At 72.6% G+C, this 26176-nt stretch carries 28 protein-coding genes, 1 pseudogene and 1 riboswitch; of the genes and pseudogenes, 20 read left to right on the forward strand and 9 right to left on the reverse strand.

All coding sequences use genetic code 11. The features are described from left to right. Positions 1 to 41: 41 nt before the first annotated feature. Positions 42 to 1091 (forward strand): LacI family DNA-binding transcriptional regulator, encoded by a 1050-nt coding sequence (locus tag H0S66_RS11815; RefSeq protein WP_179615557.1) that lies wholly within the window; start codon positions 42 to 44, stop codon positions 1089 to 1091. Here H0S66_RS11815 and trhA read toward each other — a convergent pair. Further along, positions 1076 to 1810, reverse strand: coding sequence for a PAQR family membrane homeostasis protein TrhA (gene trhA / locus H0S66_RS11820; protein WP_179615558.1), 735 nt, complete (start codon positions 1808 to 1810; stop codon positions 1076 to 1078). The genes H0S66_RS11815 and trhA overlap by 16 nt on opposite strands. Positions 1811 to 1921: 111 nt before the next feature. Here trhA and H0S66_RS11825 point away from each other — a divergent pair, with 111 nt between their 5' ends. The 5 genes from H0S66_RS11825 to H0S66_RS11845 all read left to right on the forward strand — a co-directional run bounded on the left by H0S66_RS11825 (position 1922) and on the right by H0S66_RS11845 (position 6625). Next, a complete protein-coding gene (locus tag H0S66_RS11825; protein WP_179615559.1) occupies positions 1922 to 2695 on the forward strand; it encodes an isoprenyl transferase in 774 nt (257 codons plus the stop codon). A 701-nt stretch (positions 2696 to 3396) separates the two neighbouring features. Beyond that, the gene (locus H0S66_RS11830; protein ID WP_179615560.1) at positions 3397 to 4734 is read left to right on the forward strand and encodes a PhoH family protein; all 1338 of its coding nucleotides are present in this window, start codon (positions 3397 to 3399) and stop codon (positions 4732 to 4734) included. A 219-nt stretch (positions 4735 to 4953) separates the two neighbouring features. Then, complete coding sequence (locus tag H0S66_RS11835; protein WP_179615561.1) at positions 4954 to 5613, forward strand: aggregation-promoting factor C-terminal-like domain-containing protein; 660 nt, start codon at positions 4954 to 4956, stop codon at positions 5611 to 5613. A 38-nt stretch (positions 5614 to 5651) separates the two neighbouring features. Then, entirely contained in the window at positions 5652 to 6113 is a 462-nt protein-coding gene (locus H0S66_RS11840; protein ID WP_179615562.1) for an acyl-CoA thioesterase, read from the forward strand. Between the two features lie 35 nt (positions 6114 to 6148). Then, the gene (locus H0S66_RS11845) at positions 6149 to 6625 is read left to right on the forward strand and encodes a hypothetical protein (protein WP_179615563.1); all 477 of its coding nucleotides are present in this window, start codon (positions 6149 to 6151) and stop codon (positions 6623 to 6625) included. Positions 6626 to 6668: 43 nt separating this feature from the next. Here H0S66_RS11845 and H0S66_RS11850 read toward each other — a convergent pair whose 3' ends face one another. Then, positions 6669 to 8069 carry a class II fumarate hydratase gene (locus tag H0S66_RS11850; RefSeq protein WP_179615564.1) on the reverse strand — a complete coding sequence of 467 codons (1401 nt, stop codon included), beginning with the start codon at positions 8067 to 8069 and terminating at the stop codon, positions 6669 to 6671. Positions 8070 to 8157: 88 nt separating this feature from the next. Here H0S66_RS11850 and H0S66_RS11855 point away from each other — a divergent pair, with 88 nt between their 5' ends. Continuing rightward, positions 8158 to 8766: a hypothetical protein gene (locus H0S66_RS11855; protein WP_179615565.1), complete on the forward strand. Its 609-nt coding sequence runs from the start codon at positions 8158 to 8160 to the stop codon at positions 8764 to 8766. Here H0S66_RS11855 and H0S66_RS11860 read toward each other — a convergent pair. Continuing rightward, on the reverse strand, positions 8736 to 9419 hold the full coding sequence (locus H0S66_RS11860; RefSeq protein WP_258016881.1) for a spermidine synthase: 684 nt from the start codon (positions 9417 to 9419) through the stop codon (positions 8736 to 8738). The genes H0S66_RS11855 and H0S66_RS11860 overlap by 31 nt on opposite strands. A gap of 107 nt (positions 9420 to 9526) precedes the next feature. Between H0S66_RS11860 and H0S66_RS11865 the strand changes: the two genes are divergently transcribed. Continuing rightward, positions 9527 to 9760 (forward strand): hypothetical protein, encoded by a 234-nt coding sequence (locus H0S66_RS11865; protein ID WP_179615567.1) that lies wholly within the window; start codon positions 9527 to 9529, stop codon positions 9758 to 9760. A gap of 36 nt (positions 9761 to 9796) precedes the next feature. On the opposite strand, the gene H0S66_RS11870 is transcribed toward H0S66_RS11865, so the two are convergent. Beyond that, positions 9797 to 11482 (reverse strand): fumarate hydratase, encoded by a 1686-nt coding sequence (locus tag H0S66_RS11870; protein WP_179615568.1) that lies wholly within the window; start codon positions 11480 to 11482, stop codon positions 9797 to 9799. Between the two features lie 45 nt (positions 11483 to 11527). On the opposite strand from H0S66_RS11870, the gene H0S66_RS11875 reads away from it, so the two are divergent. From H0S66_RS11875 to H0S66_RS11925, 12 genes and pseudogenes are all read left to right on the forward strand, one after another. Further along, positions 11528 to 12172, forward strand: coding sequence for a DUF1707 SHOCT-like domain-containing protein (locus H0S66_RS11875; RefSeq protein ID WP_246305139.1), 645 nt, complete (start codon positions 11528 to 11530; stop codon positions 12170 to 12172). 68 nt (positions 12173 to 12240) lie between these two features. Beyond that, positions 12241 to 13590 carry a DUF222 domain-containing protein gene (locus tag H0S66_RS11880; protein WP_179615569.1) on the forward strand — a complete coding sequence of 450 codons (1350 nt, stop codon included), beginning with the start codon at positions 12241 to 12243 and terminating at the stop codon, positions 13588 to 13590. Between the two features lie 61 nt (positions 13591 to 13651). Then, positions 13652 to 13761, forward strand: a riboswitch (TPP riboswitch). Beyond that, positions 13757 to 14359: a thiamine phosphate synthase gene (locus H0S66_RS11885; RefSeq protein ID WP_179615570.1), complete on the forward strand. Its 603-nt coding sequence runs from the start codon at positions 13757 to 13759 to the stop codon at positions 14357 to 14359. Its footprint overlaps the riboswitch before it by 5 nt. Next, complete coding sequence (locus tag H0S66_RS11890) at positions 14356 to 15117, forward strand: FAD-dependent oxidoreductase (RefSeq protein ID WP_180923595.1); 762 nt, start codon at positions 14356 to 14358, stop codon at positions 15115 to 15117. Before H0S66_RS11885 ends, H0S66_RS11890 begins: the two co-directional genes overlap by 4 nt. Next, a complete protein-coding gene (locus H0S66_RS11895; RefSeq protein WP_258017221.1) occupies positions 15048 to 15407 on the forward strand; it encodes an FAD-dependent oxidoreductase in 360 nt (119 codons plus the stop codon). Before H0S66_RS11890 ends, H0S66_RS11895 begins: the two co-directional genes overlap by 70 nt. After that, the gene (thiS, locus tag H0S66_RS11900; RefSeq protein ID WP_179615572.1) at positions 15404 to 15598 is read left to right on the forward strand and encodes a sulfur carrier protein ThiS; all 195 of its coding nucleotides are present in this window, start codon (positions 15404 to 15406) and stop codon (positions 15596 to 15598) included. The genes H0S66_RS11895 and thiS overlap by 4 nt, the downstream gene beginning before the upstream one ends. Beyond that, positions 15595 to 16380 carry a thiazole synthase gene (locus tag H0S66_RS11905; RefSeq protein WP_179615573.1) on the forward strand — a complete coding sequence of 262 codons (786 nt, stop codon included), beginning with the start codon at positions 15595 to 15597 and terminating at the stop codon, positions 16378 to 16380. Before thiS ends, H0S66_RS11905 begins: the two co-directional genes overlap by 4 nt. Then, entirely contained in the window at positions 16377 to 16979 is a 603-nt protein-coding gene (locus H0S66_RS11910; protein ID WP_218876302.1) for a thiamine phosphate synthase, read from the forward strand. Before H0S66_RS11905 ends, H0S66_RS11910 begins: the two co-directional genes overlap by 4 nt. Next, the gene (locus H0S66_RS20505) at positions 16976 to 17098 is read left to right on the forward strand and encodes a hypothetical protein (RefSeq protein ID WP_258016882.1); all 123 of its coding nucleotides are present in this window, start codon (positions 16976 to 16978) and stop codon (positions 17096 to 17098) included. Before H0S66_RS11910 ends, H0S66_RS20505 begins: the two co-directional genes overlap by 4 nt. Positions 17099 to 17103: 5 nt before the next feature. Further along, positions 17104 to 17589 (forward strand): annotated as a pseudogene (gene thiD / locus H0S66_RS21030) (bifunctional hydroxymethylpyrimidine kinase/phosphomethylpyrimidine kinase); the annotation flags it as partial. A gap of 217 nt (positions 17590 to 17806) precedes the next feature. Next, the gene (thiC, locus tag H0S66_RS11920; protein ID WP_179615575.1) at positions 17807 to 19492 is read left to right on the forward strand and encodes a phosphomethylpyrimidine synthase ThiC; all 1686 of its coding nucleotides are present in this window, start codon (positions 17807 to 17809) and stop codon (positions 19490 to 19492) included. Positions 19493 to 19682: 190 nt separating this feature from the next. Beyond that, complete coding sequence (locus H0S66_RS11925) at positions 19683 to 20762, forward strand: ABC transporter ATP-binding protein (protein WP_179615576.1); 1080 nt, start codon at positions 19683 to 19685, stop codon at positions 20760 to 20762. A gap of 59 nt (positions 20763 to 20821) precedes the next feature. Here H0S66_RS11925 and H0S66_RS11930 read toward each other — a convergent pair whose 3' ends face one another. The 5 genes from H0S66_RS11930 to H0S66_RS11950 all read right to left on the reverse strand — a co-directional run bounded on the left by H0S66_RS11930 (position 20822) and on the right by H0S66_RS11950 (position 26170). Next, positions 20822 to 22024 carry an ABC transporter ATP-binding protein gene (locus H0S66_RS11930; RefSeq protein WP_179615577.1) on the reverse strand — a complete coding sequence of 401 codons (1203 nt, stop codon included), beginning with the start codon at positions 22022 to 22024 and terminating at the stop codon, positions 20822 to 20824. 24 nt (positions 22025 to 22048) lie between these two features. Further along, a complete protein-coding gene (locus H0S66_RS11935) occupies positions 22049 to 22879 on the reverse strand; it encodes a carbohydrate ABC transporter permease (protein ID WP_179615578.1) in 831 nt (276 codons plus the stop codon). A gap of 5 nt (positions 22880 to 22884) precedes the next feature. Next, positions 22885 to 23838 carry a carbohydrate ABC transporter permease gene (locus H0S66_RS11940; RefSeq protein WP_258016883.1) on the reverse strand — a complete coding sequence of 318 codons (954 nt, stop codon included), beginning with the start codon at positions 23836 to 23838 and terminating at the stop codon, positions 22885 to 22887. Further along, positions 23835 to 25163: an extracellular solute-binding protein gene (locus H0S66_RS11945; RefSeq protein ID WP_179615579.1), complete on the reverse strand. Its 1329-nt coding sequence runs from the start codon at positions 25161 to 25163 to the stop codon at positions 23835 to 23837. Before H0S66_RS11945 ends, H0S66_RS11940 begins: the two co-directional genes overlap by 4 nt. A 98-nt stretch (positions 25164 to 25261) precedes the next feature. After that, a complete protein-coding gene (locus tag H0S66_RS11950; RefSeq protein WP_179615580.1) occupies positions 25262 to 26170 on the reverse strand; it encodes an alpha/beta fold hydrolase in 909 nt (302 codons plus the stop codon). Between the last annotated feature and the right edge of the window lie 6 nt (positions 26171 to 26176).

The following is a 26176-nucleotide window of genomic DNA, read 5'->3' on the forward strand; positions in this document are numbered from 1 at the left end:
ACGGTAGACCAGGTGGTTGACCGGTACAATCGGGAGGCGGCATGACCAGCATCCACGACCTCGCCAGGGAGACGGGCGTCTCCACCGCGACCGTCTCGCGCGCGCTGCGCGGGCTGCCGCGCGTCTCGGAGGAGACCCGGCAGCGGGTGATGGAGGCGGCCGTGCGGCTGGGCTACGTGCCCTCACCTCACGCGGTCGGGCTGGCCAGCGGCGGCCAGACGCGCACGGTGGCGATCGTGGTGCTCTTCGTGACCCGCTGGTTCTTCGCCACGGTGATCTCGGGGGCCGAGCAGGTGCTGCGCGAGCGCGGCTACGACGTGCTGCTCTACAACCTCAACGACGACGAGGAGGCGCGGCGCCGGGTGCTCGGCACCCACCTGCTGACCAAGCGCGTCGACGCCCTGCTGGTGGTCGGGCTGGGCCCCACGCCGCAGGAGGTGCACTGGCTCAGCAGCCAGGGGATGCCGGTCGTGACGGTGGGCGCCCGGATCGCCCAGTGGCCCAGCGTGCGCGTCGACGACGAGCTGGTCGCGCGCACCGGCGTGGAGCACCTGCTCGCGCTGGGGCACCGCCGCATCGCCTACGTCGGCATGATCCACGACACCGGCATCAGCCTGGCCACGCCCCGTGCGCGGGTGCGGGGCTACCGCGACAGCCTGCGCGACGCCGGCATCGAGCACGACCCGGAGCTCGAGCTCGAAGGTCAGTTCACGCTCGACGGCGGGGTCGCGGCCGGGCGGCGCCTGGTCGAGCTCGCACCGCGCCCGACCGCGGTGTTCTGCGCCTCCGACGAGATGGCCTTCGGGGTGCTGCGCGCGGCTCGCGACGCGGGGCTGCGGGTGCCCGAGGACCTGTCGGTCGTCGGGGTCGACGACCACGAGATGGCCTCGTTCTTCGACCTGACCACGATCCGCCAGCCCGTCGTCGAGCAGGGCCGGTACGCCGCCCGGCAGGTGCTCGACCTGATGGCGCCCGACCGGCCGGGCCAGGGGGAGGACCCGGCCGTGGCCCACCACGTCGAGCTGTCGACCGAGCTGGTGGTGCGCGGGACGACGTCCGCCCCGGGGCTGCCGGCTCAGCGCAGCGAGTAGGTCGCCAGCGAGACCCCGATGTAGTGGGTGATGAAGGCCAGGATCGTGAAGGTGTGGAAGACCTCGTGGAACCCGAACCAGCGGGGGCTGGGGTTGGGGAACTTGAAGCCGTAGACCGCCCCGCCGAGCGTGTAGAGCAGGCCGCCGACCGCGATCAGCACGAGCACGCCGATGGCCATGCCGGTGCCGAGCCGCGAGGTGGCGCCGTCGATGAAGCCTGGGATGAAGAAGAGCGCCGACCAGCCCATCGCGATGTAGATCGGGGTGTAGAGCCAGCGCGGCGCATCGGTCCAGAAGACCCGGAACAGCACGCCCAGCACCGCACAGGTCCACACCGTGGTGAGCAGCACGACCCGTTCGGTGCCCTGCAGCAGGATCAGCGCCAGCGGCGTGTAGGAGCCGGCGATGAGCACGAAGATGTTGGAGTGGTCGAAGCGGCGCAGGAACGCCCATGTGCGCGGCGACCAGGTGCCGGTGTGGTAGATCGCCGAGACCGTGAAGAGCAGCAGCGCCGAGCCGGTGAAGACCGCCGAGCCGATGCGGGTGGTGGTGTCGGGGGAGAGGGCCACCAGGACGATGCCGGCCGCCAGCGTCAGCGGCGCCGTGGCCAGGTGCAGCCAGCCGCGCAGCTTGGGCTTGATCTCGTTGAGCTTGTGGTGCACCGACTCCTGGAGGTGATCGACGCTCTGCCGGACCGACTCGGGGAGATGGGCGCTCATGCCGGGACAACCTACCGCCTGCGCCCAGGTCACGCGTCGGCTCGGTCCCGCTGCGCGGTGAACATCACGTGTCGGTCACGGACCGGGGCGCCCAGGCCGTAGCCTGAGCAGGTGGCGGACTGGAAGCGGGGCGTGCGTCGGGTGCTCTACCCGGCGTACGAGGCACGACTGCTGCGCCGGCTGCCCGAGAACCTGCCGCGCCACGTCGGGGTGATGCTCGACGGCAACCGGCGCTGGGCGAGGGCCGTGGGCCACGACACCGCCCACGGCCACCGGGCCGGCGCCGCCAACATCGAGCCGCTGCTGGGCTGGTGCGACGAGGTCGGCATCGAGGTCGTCACCCTGTGGCTGCTCTCGACCGACAACCTCAACCGGCCGGCCGCCGAGCTCGAGCCGCTGCTGCAGATCATCGCCGACGCCGTCGACTCCCTGGCGGTGCAGCGCCGCTGGCGGCTGCACCCCGTGGGTGCCCTCGACCTGCTGCCGACCGAGACCGCCGAACGGCTCAAGGCGGCCGAGGAGGCCACCCGCGACGTCGACGGGATGCTGGTCAACATCGCCGTCCCGTACGGCGGGCGGCGCGAGATCGCCGACGCCGTGCGCTCGCTGCTGCTCGAGCACGCCGAGAAGGGCACCTCGCTCGAGGAGCTGGCCGGCATCGTCGACGTCGACATGATCGGCTCGCACCTCTACACCCGCGGCCAGCCCGACCCCGACCTGGTGATCCGCACCAGCGGCGAGCAGCGCCTCGGCGGCTTCCTGCTCTGGCAGAGCGCGCGCTCGGAGTTCTACTTCTGCGAGGCCTACTGGCCCGAGTTCCGCCGCGTCGACTTCCTGCGCGCCATCCGCGCCTACGCCCTGCGCGAGCGCCGGCACGGCACCTGACCGGCGCGTCGGCCGTGCGTCGCGCACAGTGGTCACAGACGACATGTCGGCGAGGCTCCTGGCTGTCACCAGTGACCACTCTGCGTCGCGGCCCCGTGCTCGTACGTCGTGTGGTTGCGGGGTCTCGGCGACGCTCGAGCCTTCGGCCCTCGCTGCTCGACCAACGGCGGCGTTCGTTGGTCGAGCAGGGACGAGCGCCAGCGAGGAGCGTCGTCGAGGCCCGGTGAGCGGCGCGTCGGTCGTGCGTCGCGCACAGTGGTCACAGACGACACGTCAGCCATGGTCCGAGCTGTCACCAGTGACCACTCCGCGTCGCGGCCCCGTGCTCGTCGTACGTCGTGTGGTTGCGGGGTCTCGGCGACGCTCGAGCCTTCGGCCCTCGCTGCTCGACCAACGGCGGGCCCTCGCTGCTCGACCAACGGCGGGGCCGCCACCGGGTGTTCACCGGCCGCTCGACGCGGCGTACCGGCGTGTTGCCCGGATCCTCCCCGGGCCCGGCGTAGGTTCGTGGTCATCGGTGAGTGGGGAAGCTCACCGCACCTGGAGGCCCGCTCGTGGACGTTCACGACTGCACCGCACGTCAGGCCCGCGCCTGGCGCGCGGACGGAGGCGGGCACTCCCGTCTTCGGGTCCCCTCCCGGTCCGAGATCAGGTACTAGGGCCGGGCGACGAGTGCGCGCCGCGACCCGTGAGGGGTAACCGTGCCGACCAAGGTCACGTCGCAGCAGTCGCAGTCGCTTCACACCGCGCGCACCTACGTCCTCGACACCAGCGTCCTGCTGGCCGACCCCGGGGCGCTGCGGCGCTTCGCGGAGCACGAGGTCGTGCTGCCCGTCGTCGTCATCACCGAGCTCGAGGGCAAGCGCCACCACCCCGAGCTCGGCTACTTCGCGCGCGCCGCGCTGCGCGCCCTCGACGAGCTGCGGGTCTCCCACGGCCGCCTCGACGCCCCGGTGCCGGTGGGGGAGGAGGGGGGCAGCGTGCGGGTCGAGCTCAACCACACCGACCCCGCGGCGCTGCCCTCGGGCTTCCGGCTCGGGGACAACGACACCCGCATCCTCGCGGTCGCCAAGAACCTCGCCGACGAGGGCGCCGACGTCACCCTGGTCTCCAAGGACCTGCCGCTGCGCATCAAGGCCTCGGCGGTCGGGCTGGACGCCGAGGAGTACCGCGGCGAGGCGATCTCGGAGTCCGACACCGGCTACTCGGGGATGGCCGAGCTCGACGTGCCCGCCGCCGACATCGACGTGCTCTACGAGGACGGCGTGATCGACCTCGACGAGGCCCGCGACCTGCCCTGCCACCAGGGACTGGTGATGCTCTCGGAGCGGGGCACCGCCCTGGGTCGGGTGGGCGCCGACAAGCGGGTGCACCTGGTGCGTGGCGACCGTGAGGCCTTCGGCATCCACGGCCGCTCGGCCGAGCAGCGGGTCGCCCTCGAGCTGCTGCTCGATCCCGAGGTCGGCATCGTGTCGCTGGGCGGCCGCGCCGGCACCGGCAAGTCGGCGATGGCGCTGTGCGCAGGTCTGGAGGCCGTGCTGGAGCGCCGCCAGCACCAGAAGGTCGTGGTTTTCCGTCCGCTCTTCGCCGTCGGCGGCCAGGAGCTGGGCTACCTGCCGGGCTCGGAGTCGGAGAAGATGTCGCCGTGGGGCCAGGCGGTCTTCGACACCCTGGGGGCGATGACCTCGCGCGAGGTCGTCGACGAGATCCTGGCCCAGGGCATGCTCGAGGTGCTGCCGCTGACCCACATCCGTGGCCGCTCGTTGCACGACGCGTTCGTCATCGTCGACGAGGCGCAGTCGCTGGAGCGCAACGTGCTGTTGACGGTGCTCTCGCGCATCGGGGCCAACTCGAAGGTGGTGCTGACCCACGACGTGGCCCAGCGCGACAACCTGCGCGTGGGTCGCCACGACGGCGTGGTGGCGGTCATCGACAAGCTCAAGGGCCACCCGCTCTTCGCGCACGTGACCCTGACCCGCTCCGAGCGCTCCCCGATCGCGGCGCTGGTCACCGAGATGCTGGAGAACGTCACTCTGTAGGGCCTGCTGAGGCTGCTGTGGCCTGTGGGGCGGATCTGCCGTGACGCGGCGAGATCCGCCCCACAGGTTCCGCCGTTCGGTTTGCGTGGCCGTGGCGGCTCCTGCACAGTGGCCCGTGATCGTTTCGTGACCTCGTCCTTCCCCCGTCGGGTCACGGCGGTGCCCGGCCCCGGTGCCTGGCGCCGCAGTCCTGTCCTCGAGCATCGCGAGCCCTCCCCTGTGTCGAAGAAGCCCAAGTACGTCGGCAAGCACGCCGCCCCGAAGTCCCACCGTGCCACCGCCGCGCCCCGCGTGGCGCTGCGCTCGACCATCGTGATGTCGACGATGGCGGTCGGGGCGACCGGCGCTGCGGTGACCGGCGGCGTCCTGGGCGGGGCCTCGACCACCGCCGGCGCCGAGACCCCGGCCTCGATCGTGCCGCTGGCCGCCGACGTCGTCTCGGCCGCCGACCGCGAGGTCATCCTGGGCGAGCGCGAGGAGGTCGTCTCGCGCACCGACCGGCGCGAGGAGGCGGACCCGGCCAAGAAGGCGGAGCTCTCGACCACCGACGGGCAGGCCATGACGCAGTCCGAGCGCCTCGCCGACGCCGACCCGCGCGAGATCGGGCGGGCCCTGCTCGACGACTTCGGCTTCTCCGACGACCAGTTCGGCTGCCTCGACGCGCTGTGGGTCAGCGAGAGCGACTGGGAGGTCGACGCCGACAACCCCACCTCGTCGGCGTACGGCATCCCGCAGGCGCTGACCCAGCTGCACGACCTGCCGGCCGACTACATGACCTCCGCGGAGAGCCAGATCCGCTGGGGTCTCGGCTACATCCAGGACTCCTACGGCTCCCCCTGCAGCGCCTGGTCCTTCAAGCAGGCCAACAACTGGTACTGATCGCCGGTCGCACGCCGCCCGCTGCGAGGATGAGGCGCGTGAGCGACGTCTTCGAGTGCGAGATCCAGGCGCGGGTGCGCGACATCAACCTCGGCGGCCACGTCGACAACGTCGAGGCCATCCGGATCCTCGACGAGGCGCGCATCCTCTTCCACCACCACGCCGAGCTCTCCCCGCCCACCGGTCCACGCCCCGGACTCCTCGGAGGCCTGCCCGAAGGTGTCGTCGAGCTCGTCGGCTCCCAGCGCGTCGACTACCACGCCGAGATGCGCTACGTGGCCTTCCAGCCGTTCCTGATGAGGCTGTGGGTCCAGCAGGTCGGCCGCTCCTCGTTCACCGTGGCCACCGAGATGCGGGTCGAGGCCGACCACGGGCCCGCCCTGGTGGCGGCCACCACGGTGGTGCTGTGGGACCACGCCACACAGGCCTCCTGGCCGATGAGCGACGACGTCCGCGCGACGCTGGGCCGGTACGCCGGCGCACCGGTCACGCTGCGCTGAGCCCACGGCCCCCGGAGGTGTGGGAAGGTCTCGGCGTGGACGAGAAGCTCGGGGACCTGGCTGCACGTGGGTACGACGTCGACAACGACCCGCGGGAACGCGCTCGCCAGAGCCGCCGCCGACGCCGGCTCCAAGCTCTCGGGGCGGTCGTCGTGCTGGGGCTGGTCCTGGGCGGCCTGGCCGTGCTCGACGAGGTGGACCGCCGCCGCGCCGAGGCCGTCCTGCCCGACCTGGCCCGGGAGCTGGCCACGCGGGTCGACGAGGCGCAGGCGCGCGATGTCGACATGCCGGTCGCCGAGGCCGCTGACGACTTCCGCGACGACCCGTCGCTGGAGCTGCCCGGCGTCGGCACCTACCTGCTGGCGTCGAACGGCCGAAAGCTCGCGGCGTGCGTCGACCTCGACCCCTGGCTGGGCGGTCGGCGCTACTCCTGCGTGCCGCTCGCCGACCCCGACGCAGAGCCCACGGGCTTCGAGGGCGGCGCCACGTTCTACGTGCTCGCTCCCGAGTAGCGCAGCCGGACCGGGGCGGGCAGGCGGGTAGCAGCGCGCCCGCTCACGGGTGGGTCATGCTCTCGACGTCGAGGGCGCTGTCGAGCTGCGCCTCGGTCAGGTCCCCGCGCTCGACGTAGCCCATCGCCAGCACCTGCTCGCGGATCGTGCGCCCCTCGGCCAGCGCGGCCTTGGCCACCTTGGCGGCCTCCTCGTAGCCGATGTGCTTGTTGAGGGGCGTCACCACCGAGGGCGAGGACTCTGCGTAGGTGCGCATCCGCTCGGCGTCGGCGGTGATGCCGTCGACGGTCCGCTCGGCGAGCACCCGCGACGAGGCGGCCAGCAGCCGCACCGACTCCAGGACGTTGCGCGCGATCACCGGCATGGCGACGTTGAGCTCGAAGGAGCCGCTGGCCCCGGCCGCGGTCACCGCCGCGTCGTTGCCGACGACCTGGAAGCAGACCATGAGCGTCGCCTCCGGGATGACCGGGTTGACCTTGCCCGGCATGATGCTCGAGCCCGGCTGCAGGTCGGGCAGGTGGATCTCGGCCAGCCCGGTCGTCGGTCCGGAGGCCATCCAGCGCAGGTCGTTGCAGATCTTCGTCAGCCCGACGGCGTACGTCTTGAGGGCGCCGCTGAGCTCGACGAGGGAGTCGCGGGTGCCCTGGGCCTCGAAGTGGTTGCGGGCCTCCGAGAACGGCTGCCCGGTGCGCTCGCCCAGCACCTCGATGACCCGGGCGGCGAAGCCGGCGGGGGTGTTGATGCCGGTGCCGACCGCGGTGCCGCCGAGCGGCAGCTCGCGGACCCGGGGGAGCACCGCCTCCAGCCGCTCGGCGGCGTAGCGCACGGTGGCGGCGTACCCGCCCATCTCCTGGCCGAGCATCACCGGGGTGGCGTCCATCAGGTGCGTGCGCCCCGACTTCACCAGGCCGGCGAACTTCTCGGCCTTGGCCTCGAGGGAGGCGGCCAGCGTGTCGATGGCGGGGAGCAGGTCGTCGACCACGGCGAGGGCCGCCGCGACGTGGATGGCGGTGGGGAAGGTGTCGTTGCTCGACTGGCTGGCGTTGACGTGGTCGTTGGGGTGCACCTCGGTGCCGGCCCGGGCCGCCAGCGAGGCGATCACCTCGTTGGCGTTCATGTTGGACGAGGTGCCCGACCCGGTCTGGAAGACGTCGACGGGGAAGGCGTCGTCGTGCTCACCGGCCGCCACCCGCTGCGCGGCCTCGGTGACCGCACGGGCCTGCTCGGGCTCCAGCACGCCCAGCTCGCCGTTGACGGTGGCGGCTGCGGCCTTGACCTGGCCGATGGCGTGCACCAGGGCCGGCTCGATCGGGGTGCCGCTGATCGGGAAGTTCTGCACCGCCCGTTGCGTCTGCGCGCGCCACAGCGCGTCGCGGGGCACCTCGACCTCGCCCATGGAGTCGTGCTCGATCCGGACCTCGGCGCTCTCGTCGTGCTCGCTCATGCAGCCACGCTAACGACTGCCGGACACCGCGCGCCTCACCGCTACGGTGGGGCCTGCTCACCAGGCGCACCGAGGTGGAGGACGGACCATGACGCAGTGGCTCGAGGACCTGAGCACGCTCCAGGTGCTGCTCCTGGTGCTCGCGGTGACCGTGGGCGGCTCGGTGCTGGCGGCGCTCCTCGGAGCGGTGCTCGTGCGGCTGGGGATGCGCCGGCCGTGGGTGCTGCGGCTGGCCAGCAGGCTCGCCTACAAGGGTCTCGAGATGATCAAGCGGCCGCTGACCATCACGGTGCTCGACGAGGTCGCGGCGGTCATGCGCACCGGCCACTACACCAAGAACATCTCCGACGCGCTGCTCGAGAACCACGACGAGCTCAAGGCGCTGGTGGCCGAGAAGGTCCGTGAGGACCCCAACGCCCGGCTGGTGTCGCGGCTGCCCGGCTACGACACGATCGTCTCCGAGGTCACCGAGACCACCCTGCGCGTGATGATCGAGATGCTGTCGGACCCGCGCACCGACGAGCTGGTCTCCGACCTGCTGCGCAACAACCTCCAGCAGATCCAGCGCGCCGTGCGCGACCGCGACCACGAGCGGCTCGAGGGCCACGAGCCGGCCGACCCGGTGCCGGCGAGCGCGCCGCGACCGCCCTCGTCGGGTCGGCCGGGTCAGTCGCGGGGGCCGGGGCGCGCCACGTAGAGCAGGTACTGCTCGTCGCGGTCCTGCAGCCGCACGTCGTGGCGGCGTACGTCGACCTCGGCGAAGACCGCGCGCAGGGCCGTCTCGAGGTCGGGGGCCTCGGCGGCCGACCAGACGACCAGCGCACCGCCGGGGCGCAGCACCGCCTCCACGGTGCTGAGGAAGGCCTGCTCGTAGAGCCCGGCGTTGCCCTCGTGGACCAGGTAGCCGGGCCCGTTGTCGACGTCGAGGAGCACGAGGTCGTAGGTCGCCGGCCGGGCCTCGGCCATCGCGACCGCGATGTCGGCCTGCACCACGGTGACCCGCTCGTCGGCGAGCAGGGTCGGGCCGTGGGGGATCGTGCCGTCGCGCATCCAGCCGACCAGCGCCTCCTCGATCTCCACCACCGCGCACCGCTCGACGCGCGAGTCGGCCAGCACCTCGTGCATCGTGTAGCCGAGGCCCAAGCCGCCGACGACGACCGCCCGCGGCTCCTCGACCAGGGCCAGGGCGGCGGTCGCCAGGGCCCGCTCGGTGGCGACCTCGACGGTGTCCATCACGAAGACGCCGTTGGCGCGCAGCTCGAGCGAGGCCGGTGCGTTGTCGTCACGGCGCTCGCTGAGCACCAGCTCCCCGCGCTCGGTCTCGGCCCGGGCGATCTCCACGTGCTCCACGCCAGCATCCTGCCCGACGTACGGGCCGGGCATGCGCGCCGCGGGGGTGAGGGCGCGCCTGGGAGCGCTTGGCTAGCGTCGAGGGGACACCGACACGAGGAGGACCTGTGAGCCAGGGCCAGCACGAGCGTGAGCAGGAGCGCAAGCGCGACAAGCAGCGCGACGCCGACGAGGGCGCGGCAGCCGAGGGCGGTCAGGTCTCGGAGGTGCAGAGCATGGACGACGCCGCCCAGCCGATCTCCGACGACCAGGCGGTCGCCGGGCAGCCGGACGCCGAGAGCGGACGCGTCGACGAGGGCCCCACCGGCCCCAACGCCCGCAGCGGCGCCGACAAGAACTGACCCCGAGCCGGCCGGTTCGAACCGGCCGGCTCGCGGCTACTGCGCGGAGCGGACCCGGATGCCCGAGATCGGCACGGTCACCGCGCCGCCGGGGTCGGTGAAGAAGTCGTTGCCCTTGTCGTCGACGACGATGAAGGCGGGGAAGTCCTCGACCTCGATCTTCCAGACCGCCTCCATGCCGAGCTCGGGGTACTCCAGCACCTCGACCGACTTGATGCAGTCCTGCGCCAGGCGGGCGGCGGGGCCGCCGATCGAGCCGAGGTAGAACCCGCCGTGCTCGTCGCACGACTCGGTGACCTGCTTGGAGCGGTTGCCCTTGGCGAGCATCACCATCGAGCCGCCCTCGGCCTGGAAGGACTTCACGTAGGAGTCCATCCGGCCGGCGGTCGTCGGGCCGAAGGACCCGGAGGCGTAGCCCTCGGGGGTCTTGGCCGGGCCGGCGTAGTAGACCGCGTGGTCCTTGAGGTACTCCGGCATGCCCTCGCCGGCGTCGAGGCGCTCCTGGATCTTGGCGTGCGCGATGTCGCGGGCCACGACCAGCGGCCCGGTCAGCGAGAGCCGGGTCTTGACCGGGTGCTTGGTGAGCTCGGCGAGGATGTCGGCCATCGGCTGGTTGAGGTCGATCTGCACCACGTCGGAGGCCGCCTCGAGGGCGTCGTCGGTGGTCTCCGGCAGGTAGTGCGCCGGGTCGGTCTCGAGCTGCTCGAGGAAGACGCCCTCGGGGGTGATCTTGCCCAGCGCCTGGCGGTCGGCCGAGCACGACACGGCGATCGCGACCGGGCAGGAGGCGCCGTGGCGGGGCAGGCGCACCACGCGCACGTCGTGGCAGAAGTACTTGCCGCCGAACTGCGCGCCGATGCCGAACGACTGGGTCAGCTCGAAGACCTGCTCCTCCAGCTCGAGGTCGCGGAAGCCGTGGGCGTCCATCGAGCCCTCGGTGGGCAGGTTGTCCAGGTAGTGCGCCGAGGCGTACTTGGCGGTCTTGAGCGCGAACTCCGCGCTGGTGCCGCCGATGACCACGGCCAGGTGGTACGGCGGGCAGGCGGCGGTGCCGAGCGAGCGGATCTTCTCGTCGAGGAACTGCAGCATCCTCGTGGGGTTGAGGATCGCCTTGGTCTCCTGGAACAGGAACGACTTGTTGGCCGAGCCGCCGCCCTTGGCCATGAAGAGGAACTTGTACTCCGGCTTCCCGCTGGTCTGCGGGGTGGAGTAGATCTCGATCTGGGCCGGCAGGTTGGTGCCGGTGTTCTTCTCCTCGTACGTCGTCAGCGGCGCGAGCTGCGAGTAGCGCAGGTTGAGCTTCGTGTAGGCCTCGTGGACGCCGCGGCTGATCGCCTCGCCGTCGTCGACGCCGGTCAGCACGCCCTCGGACTTCTTGCCCATCACGATCGCGGTGCCGGTGTCCTGGCACATCGGCAGCACGCCGCCGGCGGAGATGTTGACGTTCTTGAGCAGGTCGGTGGCCACGAACCGGTCGTTGCCCGACGCCTCGGGGTCGTCGATGATCTTGCGCAGCTGGGCCAGGTGGGCCGGGCGCAGGTAGTGCGCGATGTCGTGCATCGCCTCGGCGGTCAGGCGCTGGATCGCCTCCGGGCTGACCTTGAGGAAGGTCTGGCCCTCGACGTCGACGGTCGAGACGCCCTCGGTGGTGATCAACCGGTAGGGCGTGTCGTCCTTGCCGGTCGGCAGCAGGTCGGAGTAACGGAACTCGGCTTCGCTCACGAGCGCCCAGGGTACGCCGCTCGCACCGGCACTAGTCTGCCGCCCATGGGAGAGATGGAGGGACGCCCACCGGAGCCGTCGATGATGCGGATCTCGCACGCCGACCGCGAGCGCGTCGCCGAGCTGCTGCGCGTGGCCGCCGGCGAAGGCCGGCTCGACCTCGACGAGCTCGAGGAGCGCCTGGACCAGACCTGGGCGGCCAAGACGTACGCCGACCTGGTCCCGATCACCCACGACCTGCAGCCCGTCGACGGGTCTCGCACCCAGGTGCCGTCGCCCCGGCCGGGGGCGAGCCCGGTCAGGGCGCCCGAGCACCTGTCGTCGCGCGCGATCATGGGCGAGTGCAAGCGCCAGGGCGAGTGGCGGGTGCCGGCGCAGCACACCGCGTTCGCGCTGATGGGCAGCGTGCTGCTCGACCTGCGCGAGGCGGTCCTGGAGAGCCACGAGACCCGCATCCAGGCGAGCTCGGTGATGGGCGAGGTCAAGGTCGTGGTGCCGGCCCACGTGCGGGTGCTGGTCGACGGGACCCCGGTGATGGGGGAGTACTCCCAGGGCAAGGACAAGACGCCGCCCGACCTGGGCCCCGACTCCCCGGTCGTGCGGGTGGAGGGCGTGGCGGTGATGGGCTCGGTGACGGTGCAGCGGCTGCCCCCGCCGGGCACTCCGAAGAAGTATCTCGGCACCTACTGAGATCGGCCCGTCCACAGGTCGTCTCCTGGGTGGATCTCGTTGTCGGTGGCTGGTGCTTGAGTGGGTTCATGCTCGGGAAGCCGGTGGTGGGGGAGATGTCGGAGGACGCTGTCCTCGACACTGCTGCCTCGCTCGCGACCACCGCGCAGCAGGCGGAGGTGCAGATGCTGGTGGTGGCGTATCGGTGGGCGGTGCTCAACGATCCCGACCACAAGCTGGACCCGACCGAGTCCGCTAAGCCGGGGCGGGAGCAGGCCAGGCAGTACGGCGGTGTGGGGACGCGGCCGGTCAGTGAGTTCGCGGCGTCGTTGCTGGGGGCACGGATCGGGCGCAGCACCTATGCGGCGTCGGCGTTGATCGCGGATGCGCAGGACCTGCAGGACCGCCACCCGGTGTTGTGGGGGCGGGTGCTGGCTGGTGAGGTCCGTGCCTCCTATGCCCGGTTCGTGGCGTCGAAGACTCGCGAGCTCGACGCCCTGGAGGCGGGCTGGGTCGATGCGGAGGTGGCGGAGTCCGCGGACGGGCGTATCCCGTGGACCCGGTTCGAGGCGCTGGTGGTCGGGAAGGTCGCGGCTGCGGCACCGGAGCTGGCGCGGGAGAAGGAGGAACGGGCCCGGCGGGCGACGTTCGCGAAGAGGATCGGCACACCCGAGCACGGGATGGCCTCGTTCCTGATCCGCGCCCCCATTCCCGTGATCGAGCAGCTCGACACCGCCATCGGCGCCGTCGCGGAGCGGCTGCGCGAGCAGTTCCCCGATGATCCGCACGCGGCCGAGGTCCTGCGCCAGCCGGTGGGTGAGGAGCAGCCCGACGCCGCTCCCACCGCGGTCAACAACGACGAGCGGCGGGTGCTGGCGGTGCTGATGCTTGCCAACCCCGACACCCGCCCAGACGACCTGGACCTGACCGGTCTGGCACCCAGAGCAGAGATCGTGGTCCACCTCGACGGCCGCTCCATCGCTGATGCCGGCGAACCTCTGCCGCCGATCGGCCGCGTGGAGGGCCACGGCCCGGTGACCCGCGAGTGGGTCCGCGACGTCCTCGGACCCCACGCGAAGTTCACGATCCGCCCGGTGCTGGACCCGTTGGGACAGGTGCCGGTCGACGCCTACGAGATCCCGGCCCGACATAGGCGGGCCGTGCGGGTGATCTCGCCGGCCGACGTGTTCCCCTTCTCCTCCTGCACCAGCGACAGCATGCAGGTCGACCACACCGACCCCTGGGCACCCGGGGACGCCGGGGGTACGAGCGAGGTCGGGAACTACGGGCCGATGACCACCCTCCACCACCGCGTCAAGACCCACGGGCACATGCGGGTCAAGCAGCCCTACCCCGGCGTGTTCGTGTGGCTCGACCCCTACGGCGCGCTCTACCTCGTCGACCACACCGGCACCCGCCGCATCGACCACGCCGCCTGAGCCCTCGCGGTGTGGGGGAGAGGGCCTTGACGTCGGTCCCCACCCCCGCGCTAGGTTCGTCCTCGTCCACCACGGGAGCTCGCGGCAGCGGGCTGAGAGGGAGCTGAGCCGCTCCGACCGTCGAACCTGATCCGGGTAAAGCCGGCGAAGGAAGCGAGGAGCGATGGTGCTGCCACGTCTGTTCTGCCTGGTCGGTCCGACCGACGACCTGTCCGTCCTGCCCGACCTGGCCCGGCTGGGGGTGCGCGGCTTCCAGGTGCGCGCCAAGCACTGGTCGACCCGGGTCGACGACCGCATGGCGCTGCGCCTGGCCCGTGACGTGGTCGCGGCGGTCCGCCCGCACGGGGCCACCGTCGTCGTCGACGACCGTCTCGACGTCGCGCTGGCGGCGGGCGCCGACGGGGTGCACCTGGGTGCGCTCGACCTGCCGGTCGCCGACGCGCGCCGCCTGGCACCGGGCCTGCTCGTCGGCGCGACCTGCCGCGACGCCGACGACGTACGCCGCGCGACCCAGGACGGCGCCGACTACGCGGGCTTCGGCCCGGTCTTCGACACCCTGAGCAAGCCTGGTCTGCCGGCGCCGCTGGGGCTCGACGCGATCAGCGCGGCCACCGGCGACCTGCCGCTCCTGGCCATCGGCGGGATGGACGCGCCTCGCGCCCGTGAGGCGCGGTCGGCGGGCGCCCACGGCGTCGCCGTCATCGGCGCCCTCTGGCGACAACCCGACCCACTGCTGGCCGCCCGGGAGCTGCTCGACGCCGTCGCGTGAGCGCCCCCGGCACCACCCGGGTCGAGGTGCTCGGGGCCGGGATCGTGGGCCTGTCGCTCGCCGAGGAGCTGCTGCGCCGCGGCCACGACGTGCGGGTGATCGACCCGGCACCGGCGCGGGGCGCCTCGTGGGCGGCCGCGGGCATGCTCACCCCGGCCGCCGAGGTCTGGCACGACGAGCCCGCGCTCCTCGACCTGGGGCGCCGCAGCCTCGCCCTGTGGCCGGCGTACGCCGAGCGGCTGGGCGTCGCGCTGCGTCTCGAGGGCACGCTGCTGGTCGGCCGCGACGCCGCCGACCTGCAGGAGGTCGAGCGCCAGGCCGCGCTGGTGCGCCGGCTCGGTGGACGCGTGGAGGAGCTCGACCCCCGCGGGCTGCGCGGCCTCGAGCCGACCCTCTCGGGCCGGGTGCTGGGCGGCGTGCTGCTGCCCGACGACCCGAGCATCGACCCGCGCCGGGTCCTGGCGGCGCTGCTCGAGCGCGTGCCCGTGCAGCCCGTGCCGACCCCCGGCTGGGCCGAGGTGACGGTGCTCGCCACCGGCGCGACCCCGCTGCCGGCGGCGTACGCCGAGCGGGCCGGCCTGCCGCCCGGGTGCGTGCGCGGCGTGCGCGGCGAGGTCCTGCGCGCGCGCAGCGACGACCGCCGGCCCGCACGGTGCGCGGCTGGGTGCGCGGACGGGCCGTCTACGTGGTGCCCCGGGCGGGTGGCGAGGTCGTCATCGGCGCGACGAGCGAGGAGCACGACTCGCCGCCCGTGGTGACCCTGGGCGGGGTGCACGCGCTGCTCGAGGCCGCCCGCGAGCTGCTGCCCGGCCTCGACCGCGCCGAGCTGCTCGAGGCGTTGGCCCGGGACCGGCCGGGCACCCCCGACGGGCTGCCGCTGGTGGGCCCGACCCGCGACCCCGGCCTGGTGCTGGCCACCGGCCACTTCCGCCACGGCGTGCTGCTGGCGCCGCTGACCGCCGAGCTGGTCGCGGACCACCTCGAGACCGGCCGGGTCGACCCGGCCACCGATCCCCGACGACTCCGACCACTCCTGGAGAACCGATGAGACCCACCGAGCAGATCCTGCTCAACGGGCGGCCCGCGCCGCTCGTCGAGACCGTGCGCGACCTGGTGCCCGACCCCGACGGCCGGGCGGTGGCCGTCAACGGCGACGTGGTGCCGCGCGCCGAGCACGCCACCCGCCGGTTGCGACCCGGCGACGTCGTCGACGTGGTGACGGCGGTGCAGGGCGGATGAGCGACGTGACCACCACCGCTCCCGGGCTGCGGATCGCGGGGGAGGACCTGTCCTCCCGCCTGTTCCTCGGGACCGGCGGCCTGCCCCGCCTGTCCCTGCTGCCGGCCGTCCTCGAGGCCGCCGCCCCCGCGCTGGTCACGGTGTCGGTGCGGCGCACCTCGAGCACCGGCAGCGGCGGCCTGCTCGACCTGCTGCGCCGCGCCGGGGTGCGGGTGCTGCCCAACACCGCCGGCTGCACGTCGGCGCGCGAGGCGGTGCTCACCGCCCGCCTGGCCCGCGAGGCGCTCGGCACCACCTGGGTCAAGCTCGAGGTGATCGGCGACGAGACCAGTCTGGCGCCCGACGTCGTCGAGCTGCTCGACGCCGCCGCGACCCTGGTGCGCGACGGGTTCACGGTGCTGCCCTACACCACCGCAGACCCGGTGGTCGCGCGCCGGCTCGAGGACGTCGGCTGCGCCGCGGTCATGCCGCTCGGCTCCCCGATCGGCTCCGGCCTCGGCGTCCTCGATCCGCACGCCGTCGAGGCCGTCGTCGCCGCCACCAGCCTGCCGGTCGTCCTGGACGCCGGGGTGGGCACCGCCAGCGACGCGGCCCTGGCGATGGAGCTGGGCTGCGCGGCCGTGCTCGCGGCCAGCGCCGTCACCCGGGCCGAGGACCCGGTGGCGATGGCGGCGGCGCTGTCCCGGGCCGTGGAGGCCGGGCACCTCGCACGCTGTGCGGGCCGCATCCCGAGGCGGGCCGTGGCCCGGGCCTCGAGCCCCACCGCGGGGAGGATCGGGTGAGCGCCGGCCACGCCGGGTCCGGCCGGCCCCTGCCCCGGCTGCTGCTGCTCACCGACCGGGCCCAGCTGGCCAAGGGCCGAGGGCTGGCCGCGACCGTGCGCGAGTGCGCCGCCGCAGGGCTGGAGGCGGTCGTGGTGCGCGAGCACGACCTCGACGAGCGCTGCTTCGGCGCCCTGGTCGAGACCCTGCTGGCGGTCCCCGGCCTGACGGTGCTGACCTCGCGCCGGCCCCACCCCGGCGCCGCCGGGCTCCACCTCGCCGCCCACCAGCCGGCCCCGACGACCGGGCGCTTCGGGCGCTCGTGCCACGACGCCGGCGAGCTGGCCCGCGCCGCGGCCGAGGGTGCCGGCTGGGCGACCCTGTCGCCGTACGCCGCCAGCGCGAGCAAGCCGGGCCACGGCCCGGTCGTCGACCCGGGGCTGCTCGCCCACCCGGGCCTGCCGATCTGGGCGCTCGGCGGCATCGACGAGACCCGTGCCGCCGACGCGCTGCGCCACGGCGCGGCCGGGGTGGCGGTGATGGGCGCGGTGATGCGTGCCCGGGAGCCGGCCGGCGTGGTCGCCGCCCTGCTGGCGGCGCTCGACGGAGCGGACCGGTGAGCTCCGGGACGCCGCCGGTCGTGCTGAGCGTCGCCGGCACCGACTCGGGAGGTGCGGCCGGCACCGCCGCCGACCTCACCACCTTCGCGGCCCTGGGCGCCACGGCGCCTGCGTCGTGACCGCGGTGACCGCGCAGGACACCACCGGCGTCCGCGACGTGCACGCCGTGCCGCGGGCGAGCGTCGCCGCCCAGCTCGACGCGGTGCTCGAGGACCTCCCGGTGGCGGCCGCCAAGACCGGCATGCTCGGCACGCCCGAGGTGGTGCGGCTGGTCGCCGAGCGGCTCGGCGGGCGGCGCCTGGTCGTCGACCCCGTGCTGGTGGCCACCAGCGGGGCGGTGCTGGGCGGGGCCGACGTGGCCCGCGCCTACGTCGAGCACCTCCTGCCCGTCGCCGCCGTCGCCACCCCCAACGCCGACGAGGCCGCCGCCCTCCTCGGCCGCGACGCGGCGCCGCACGACCTGGCCTCGGCCCTGGCCGACCTCGGCTGCGCCGTCGTGGTGACCGGCGGGCCCGACGGCGACCCGGCGGGGGAGGCCTGCACCGACTGGCTGGCCCTGCCCGGGCACCCCCCGACAGCCCTGCGGCACCCGGCGCTGCGCACCACCAACGACCACGGCACCGGCTGCACCTTCAGCGCCGCCCTGGCGGTGGCCCTGGCCGGGCGCCGGACCCCCGCGGGCCTGCCGACCTCGAGGCAGCCGTCGCCGAGGCCGCCTCCCACACGCTCGCCGCGCTGCACCGCAGCCGGTGCTGGGACCTCGGCCGCGGCCGGGGCCCGATCGCCCACACCTTCCCGCACCCCACCGCCTCCCGAGGAGACCTCCGATGACCCAGCAGCCCGTCCACCCCGCCCACTCCCGCGTGCTCGTCGACCACGACGGCGTGCAGGTCCCGGTGACCCGGGTCGCGCTGACCAACGGCGAGACGTTCGACCGCTACTGCACGACCGGGCCGGGCGGCGACCCCGCCGTCGGGCTGCCGGCCCTGCGCGCGCCGTGGATCGAGGGACGCGGCGACACGACGACGTACGACGGGCGCGGCCCGGACCCGCTCGACGACGGGCGCGGCGCGGCTCGTCGCGGGGGCGCCCGCCAGGCCTGGACCGGCCCGCGCCGGCCCCCGCGGCGCGCCACCGGCGGCGCGGTCACCCAGATGGCCTACGCCCGCCGCGGCGAGGTGACCCAGGAGATGCGCTACGCCGCGGCGCGGGAGGGCTGCGACGTCGAGCTGGTGCGCAGCGAGGTGGCCGCCGGCCGCGCGATCATCCCGGCCAACCCCAACCACCCCGAGGCCGAGCCGATGGTCATCGGCAAGCGCTTCCTGGTGAAGATCAACGCCAACATCGGCAACAGCGCGGTCACCTCGAGCATCGCCGAGGAGGTGGAGAAGCTGACCTGGGCCACCACCTGGGGCGCCGACACCGTCATGGACCTCTCCACCGGCGACGACATCCACACCACCCGCGAGTGGATCCTGCGCAACTCGGCGGTCCCGATCGGCACGGTGCCGATCTACCAGGCGCTGGAGAAGGTCGACGGCGAGGCCGACCGGCTGACGTGGGAGGTCTACCGCGACACCGTCATCGAGCAGGCCGAGCAGGGCGTCGACTACATGACCGTGCACGCCGGCGTGCTGCTGCGCCACGTGCCGCTGACCGTCGACCGGGTGACCGGCATCGTCTCGCGCGGCGGGTCGATCATGGCCGGCTGGTGCCTGGCCCACCACGAGGAGAACTTCCTCTACACCCACTTCGACGAGCTCTGCGAGATCTTCGCGGCGTACGACGTCGCGTTCAGCCTGGGGGACGGGCTGCGCCCCGGCAGCGTCGCCGACGCCAACGACGCCGCCCAGCTCGCCGAGCTGCGCACCCTGGGTGAGCTGACGCTGCGCGCCTGGGAGCACGACGTGCAGGTGATGGTGGAGGGGCCCGGCCACGTGCCGCTGCACCTGGTCGAGGAGAACGTGGTGCTGCAGCAGGACTGGTGCCACGGCGCGCCGTTCTACACCCTGGGCCCGCTCGCGACCGACGTCGCGCCGGGCTACGACCACATCACCAGCGCCATCGGGGCCGCGGCGATCGCGATGCACGGCACCGCGATGCTCTGCTACGTCACCCCCAAGGAGCACCTGGGCCTGCCCGACCGCGACGACGTGAAGACCGGGGTGATCACCTACAAGCTCGCCGCGCACGCCGCCGACGTCGCCAAGGGGCACCCGGGCGCCCGGGCCTGGGACGACGAGCTGTCGAAGGCGCGCTTCGAGTTCCGCTGGCACGACCAGTTCGCGCTCTCGCTCGACCCGCCGACCGCGCAGGCGATGCACGACGAGACGCTGCCGGCCGAGGCGGCCAAGACCGCGCACTTCTGCTCCATGTGCGGCCCGAAGTTCTGCTCGATGCGGATCAGCCAGGACGTGCGCGAGCGGTTCCGGGAGAAGTCGGAGGAGTTCGTCGAGCTCGGCTCGACGGTGTACGTCGACCCGCTCGACCCGGCGGTGGCGGCCCGCGCGTGACCGCTCGGGCGGGCTCCCGGGGCACCGCTGCCCGGCGGGTCCGCCCCGGGCGCCCGGGTGCTGCCCGAGTGGTGGCACCCGGGCCGGGGGCCCTCGCGCGCTGCTAGGGTGATCCACGTCACCCCGTCTCGGGGTGCGTCCACTTCACTACGGATCGTCCGGCACGTACCTGCCGGTGAAGGAGATCGACATGGCTTCAGTGTCCTTCCAGAAGGCCCAGCGCTGGTATCCCGGCGCCGACACCCCCGCCGTCCCCGGCATCGACCTGGACATCAAGGACGGCGAGTTCATGGTCCTCGTCGGCCCGTCCGGCTGCGGCAAGTCCACGACCCTGCGGATGCTCGCCGGGCTCGAGGAGGTCAACGAGGGCAACATCTACATCGGTGACCGCGACATCACGCACCTGCCGCCCAAGGACCGCGACATCGCGATGGTCTTCCAGAACTACGCGCTCTACCCGCACATGAGCGTGGCCGAGAACATGGGCTTCTCGCTCAAGATGGCCAAGGTGCCCACCGACGAGCGCAACAAGCGCGTCGAGGAGGCCGCGGCGATGCTGGGCCTCACCGAGTTCCTCGACCGCAAGCCCAAGGCCCTCTCGGGTGGTCAGCGCCAGCGCGTGGCGATGGGCCGCGCGATCGTGCGCCAGCCGCAGGTCTTCTGCATGGACGAGCCGCTGTCGAACCTGGACGCCAAGATGCGCGTGCAGACCCGTACCGACATCGCCAAGCTCCAGTCCGACCTCGGCATCACCACCGTCTACGTCACCCACGACCAGGTCGAGGCCATGACGATGGGCGACCGCGTCGCGGTGATGAAGCTCGGCGAGCTGCAGCAGGTCGCGACCCCGCTGGAGCTCTACGACAAGCCCGCCAACCTGTTCGTCGCCGGGTTCATCGGCTCGCCGCAGATGAACCTGATGGAGGCGGTGGCCAAGGACGGCCGCGCCAGCATCGGTGGCTACGAGGTGCCGGTCGACCCCGCCGCCGAGAAGAAGATGCACGGCGAGATCACCGTGGGCGTGCGCCCCGAGGCCTGGCGGGTCGTCGGGCCGGGCGAGGGCCTGCCGGTGAAGGTGACGGTCGTCGAGGAGCTCGGCGCCGACAACTACCTGTACGGCACCTCCGACGTCGAGGGTGTCCCGAGCACCGTCATCGTGCGTGTCCACGGTCGCGACCACGCCCGCAAGGGCGAGGTCATGCACGTGACCACCGACCCGCACCACGTGCACGTCTTCGACACCAAGACGGGCGCGCGCCTCAGCGACTGACCCACCGACGAGTCGGCGCCACTTCCTGCAGGAGGTGGCGCCGACTCGTGCGTGCGGGCTCAGCCGGTGACGGCCAGCGCGTCGTCGGGGATCTCGCCGGCGTGCTCGCGGTCGACGGTGAGGTTCTCGCCGGTGGCGGGGTCGAAGAGGTGCATCTTGGCGGCGTCGACGTAGATCTCGGCCTTGTCGCCCTCCTTGATCCGGCTGGAGCCGTCGAGGGAGACGACGAGCTGGGTGCGCAGCCCCTCGCCGTCGAGGTCCGCCTCGAGCTCGCGCATCTTCGCCTCCACCTCGGGGGGCGCCTCGAAGGGGATGTAGGCGTAGGTCTCGTTGCCCAGCCACTCCACGAAGTCGATGTCGGCGGAGAAGGTCGAGTCGGAGCCGACCTTGTCGGCGATCTCGGCGTCCTCGAAGTACTCGGGGCGGATGCCGGCCATCAGCACCCCCTTGCCCTGGGCCCGCTCGGCCTTCTCCTCCGGGATCTGCACGGTGCCGAAGGGCAGCGTCACCGTGGTGCCGTCGACCTCGGCGGGCAGGAAGTTCATCGGCGGGGAGCCGATGAAGCCGGCCACGAACAGGTTGCCGGGGTTCTCGTAGAGCTCGCGCGGGGTCGCGAGCTGCTGCAGCAGGCCGCGCTTGAGCACCGCGACGCGGTCGCCGAGCGTCATCGCCTCGGTCTGGTCGTGGGTGACGTAGACGGTGGTGATGCCCAGGCGCTTCTGCAGCCGGGCGATCTCGGTGCGCATCTGCCCGCGCAGCTTGGCGTCGAGGTTCGACAGCGGCTCGTCGAAGAGGAACGCGTCGGCCTCGCGGACGATCGCGCGCCCCATCGCGACCCGCTGGCGCTGGCCGCCCGAGAGGTTGCCGGGCTTGCGGTCGAGGTGCTCGTCGAGCTCGAGGGTCTTCGACGCCTCGCGCACCTTGCGGTCGACCTCGTCGTCGGACTCGCCGGCCAACCGCAGTGGGAAGGCGATGTTCTCGTAGACCGACAGGTGCGGGTAGAGCGCGTAGTTCTGGAAGACCATCGCGAGGTTGCGGTCGCGGGGTGCGAGGTCGTTGACCTTGCGGTCCCCGATCATCATCTCGCCCGAGGTGATGTCCTCGAGGCCCACGATCATCCGCAGCAGCGTCGACTTCCCGCAGCCCGAGGGGCCCACCAGGATGACGAACTCGCCGTCGGCGATGTCGATGGAGACGTCGTTGACGGCCGGGAAGCCGTCCCCGTACTTCTTGACGATGTTCTTGAGGGTGATGGCGGCCATCGGACCTGCCTTTCTGTGTCTGACTCAGCCCTTGACGGCGCCGGAGGTCAGACCGGCGACGATCTTGCGTTGGAAGACGAGCACGATGAGCACGATCGGGATCGTGGCCACCACGGCCGCGGCGGCCAGGAGGCCGGCGGGGCGCTGGAAGGGGTCGGGGCCCACGAAGAACGACAGCGCCGCGGGGATCGGGCGGGCGTTCTCGGTGGAGGTGAGGGTGATGCCGAAGACGAAGTCGTTCCAGGCGAAGAAGAACGTCAGGATCGCGGCGGTGAAGACGCCCGGTGCGGCCAGCGGCACGATCACCTTGCGGAACGCCTGCCACGAGGTGGCGCCGTCGACCTGGGCGGCCTGTTCCATCTCCCAGGGGATCTCGCGGAAGAACGCCGAGAGCGTCCAGATCGCCAGCGGCAGCGTGAACGACATGTAGGGCAGGATCAGCCCCGGCCAGGTGTCGTAGAGCCCGATCGTGCGCCACAGGTCGAAGAGCGGGCTGACCAGCGAGACGACCGGGAACATCGCGATCGCCAGCGCCGTGGTCAGCACCAGCTTCTTGCCCTTGAACTCCAGCCGCGCGATGGCGTACGCCGCCAGGGTCGCGATGATGACCGAGAGCAGCGTCGCGATCAGGCTGATGCCGATCGAGTTGATGATGGCCCGGCGGAACTGCTCGTCGGCCAGCACGTCGGCGTAGTTGGCGAAGCCGGTGAAGGAGTCGAGCGGCAGGAAGCCGGGGTCGGTGCCGCCCGAGACGGCCGCCTGGCTCTTGAACGACAGCGAGATGATCCACACGACGGGCAGCAGGCACCACACGAGCACCAGCCCCACGCCGACGACGAGTCCGAGCTTGCGCATCCCGGTCACTCCCCTCGGGCCTGGGCCAGGTCGACCTTGAACATCTTGACGATGAGGAAGGCCACCAGCAGCACGGACAGGAACAGCAGGACCGCCAGCGCCGAGCCCATCCCGAGCTGGAACTGCTCGATGCTCTGGCGGTAGGTCAGGAACGAGATCGACTCGGTGCCCTGGGCACCCGCGGTCATCACGAAGATGTTGTCGAAGATCCGGTAGGCGTCGAGGGCGCGGAAGAGCACCGCGACCATGATCGCCGCCTTCATGTTGGGCAGGATCACCTTCCACAGCCGTTGCCACCAGGTGGCGCCGTCGACCTTGGCGGCCTCGACCATGTCCTCGGAGACCTGCGCCAGACCGGCCAGCAGCAGCAGCGACATGAACGGCGTGGTCTTCCAGATCTCGGAGACCATGATCGCGATCACCGCCGGCACCGGTTCGCCGAACCAGTTGAAGTCGTCGCTGATGAACGGCAGCCAGCCGTTGACGAAGCCGTTCTGGTAGGTGAAGGCGAACTGCCAGGCGAAGCCGGAGACGACGGTGATGATGCCGTAGGGGATCAGGATCGAGGTGCGGATCAGGCCCCGGGCGAAGACCACGCGGTGCATCACCAGCGCGAAGGCGAAGCCGATGACCAGCTCGATCGCCACCGTCACGACCATGTAGAGCACGGTCACGCCGATGTCGCGCCAGAAGAGCGTGTCGGTCAGCGCCGTGACGTAGTTGGACAGCCCGATGAACTGCCGGTCCTCGGGTGCGGTGAGCGAGTAGTTGTAGAGCGAGAGGTAGAGGGCCCGCAGGATCGGGAAGGCGGTGACCACGAGCATCACCACCACCGCGGGGGCCACCAGGCGCTGGCCCAGCCGGTTCTCGTGGCGGGCCCGGTCGCTGACCTCGGGCGGGGCGGACGTGGGGCCCTTGCCGGCGTCGGTGGCCGGCGTGGCGACGGTCGCGGAGGTCACAGCAGCGCCTTCCCTTCCAGCACGGCCTGCAGGTACTCCTGCGACCTCTCGGGCGTGGTCTCGGGGTCGACCTCGCTGGGCGGGTGCCAGCGGGACTGGATGGCCCCGGAGATGGTGGCGTAGAAGGCGCTCTTGGGGCGCGGCCCGCCCTCGTCGACGCTGGTGCGGAACAGGTCGAGCAGGTCGGGCGGGTAGGCCTCGGCCAGCTCCCCGGCGTCGTACGCCGACTGGGTGGCGGGCATCAGGCCGTCGGTGACCGCCAGCTCGACCTGGTTCTCGACCGAGGTGATGCAGGCGGCGGCCTCGCGGGCGAAGTCGGGGTGCTCGGTGAAGGCGCCGACACCGATGTCGATGCCACCCACGGGGGGAGCGGACTCCTGGCCGTCGACGGTGCGCGGGTAGCGCGCCCAACCCAGGTCGTCGAACTGCTCCTTGGTGTAGTCGTTGGCGTCGGAGGGCTCGAAGTTCTTGTAGACGAACGTCCAGTTGACCATGAACGCGCCGGGCCCGTCGCCGTACATGTAGGCCAGCGCGGTGCCCTCGTTGGAGACCGACAGGTCGGCCTGGGCGGCGGGGGAGGAGGCCAGCTCGTCGACCACCCGGGCCGCCTCGCGGGCGGCGTCGGAGTCGAGGGCCACCTCGGCGTCGACGCCGGCCTCCGGGTTCTCCAGGATGGTGCCGCCGGCACCCTCGATCATCGCGTTGATCCACACCACGTAGGCCTCGTACTTGTTGGCCTGCACGCCGACCGTGGCCCCGTCGACCGACGAGGCCGCCTCGACCACCTGCGACCAGGTGACCGGCTGGCTCATGTCGAGCCCGGCCTCCTGGGCCAGGGACTTGCGGTACCAGAGCACCTGGGTGTTGGCCCACAGCGGCGCGGCGTAGATCTTGTCCTCCCAGCGCACCGTCTCGGCGATCCCCTCCAGGGTGTCGTCGGTGACCGTGTCGCCCGGCAGCTCCAGCAGCCAGCCCGCGTTGGCGAACTCGGGCACGAAGACCGGGTCGAGGTTCATCAGGTCGGTCTGGCTGTCCTCGGCGGCCAGGCGACGCGCCAGCTGCACCCGCTGGTCGGTGGCGCTGGTGGGCAGCAGCCGGGTCTGGATGTCGTACTCGTCGGTGCTGCACTGCTCGGCGAAGGCCTCGAAGGTGGCCTGGCCGTCGGGGTTGAGGTACCAGGTCAGCGTCGGCTTCCCCTCGGAGCCGCAGGCGCCGAGCAGGCCGGCCGAGAGCGCCACGGCGGCGGCGACGGCCAGCCCGCGGCGTCGGCGTACGCCGGGTGGTCGCCGGGGCGGCGACGGCGTGGTGGGGCTCTCGTGCGGCATGCGACCTCCCGAGGACGACGTGGGTCCACCGGTCTAGTCGCTGGGTAAAGCGACCACAACCCCCCTGTCGGTGCCGCGGGGGTGAGACGTCGGCCGGCTCAGGCCCGGTCGGCGGTGCGCCGGATCGCGGCGGCGAACGTCTCGTGCAGCGCGGCGGGCAGGTCGTGGCCCATGCCGTCGATCAGCAGCAGCTCGCTGCCGCGCAGGGCGCGGGCGGTCGCCCGCCCACCCGAGGGGTGCACCATCTTGTCGGCCAGGCCGTGCACGACCAGCGAGGGCAGGTCGAGGGCCTGCAGCGCCGGGCCGCGGTCGGGCTGGGTCAGGATCGCCACCATCTGGCGCAGCGTGCCCGCGGCGCTGACGCCGTGGTCGTAGGTGTCGGCGGCGCGCTGACGGTTCTCCTCGGCGCTCAGCGGGTAGCCCGGCGAGCCGATCAGGCGCCACAGGCGGGCGCTCTGCTTGATGTAGGCCTCCTTGCCCTGGGCGCCGCTGCCGATGAGCATCGGCAGCAGGGCGGGGTGCTGCCACCCCACGGTGCGCCGCCCGGTGGTCGACATGATCGAGGTCAGCGACCGCACCCGGGTCGGGTGCTCGACGGCCAGGGTCTGCACGATCATCCCACCCATCGAGGCCCCGGCGACGTGCGCGGACTCCAGGCCCAGGTGGTCCATCAGGCCGACGACGTCACCGGCCATGTCGCCCAGGGTGTACGGCGCCCGCGTGGGCAGGCCGGCGAAGGCGCGCACCAGCGTGGCCCGGGTGACCCGGCCCTGCCCGCGGCTGGAGCGGCCGGCGTCGCGGTTGTCGAAGCGCACCACGTAGAAGCCGCGCCGGGCCAGGTGCGTGCACAGGTCGTCGTCCCACCAGGTCAGCGGGGCGCCGAGGCCCATCACCAGCACCAGCGGGTCGCCGTCTGGGTCGCCGAAGGTCTGGTAGCACAGCTCGACCCGCGGCCCCACGGGGGCGCGGAGCTGGTCGGACACGGTCACCGGAGGGCGAGCAGACATGTGTCA

This window comes from Nocardioides marinisabuli, assembly GCF_013466785.1.
Classification (GTDB): Bacteria; Actinomycetota; Actinomycetes; order Propionibacteriales; family Nocardioidaceae; genus Nocardioides; species Nocardioides marinisabuli.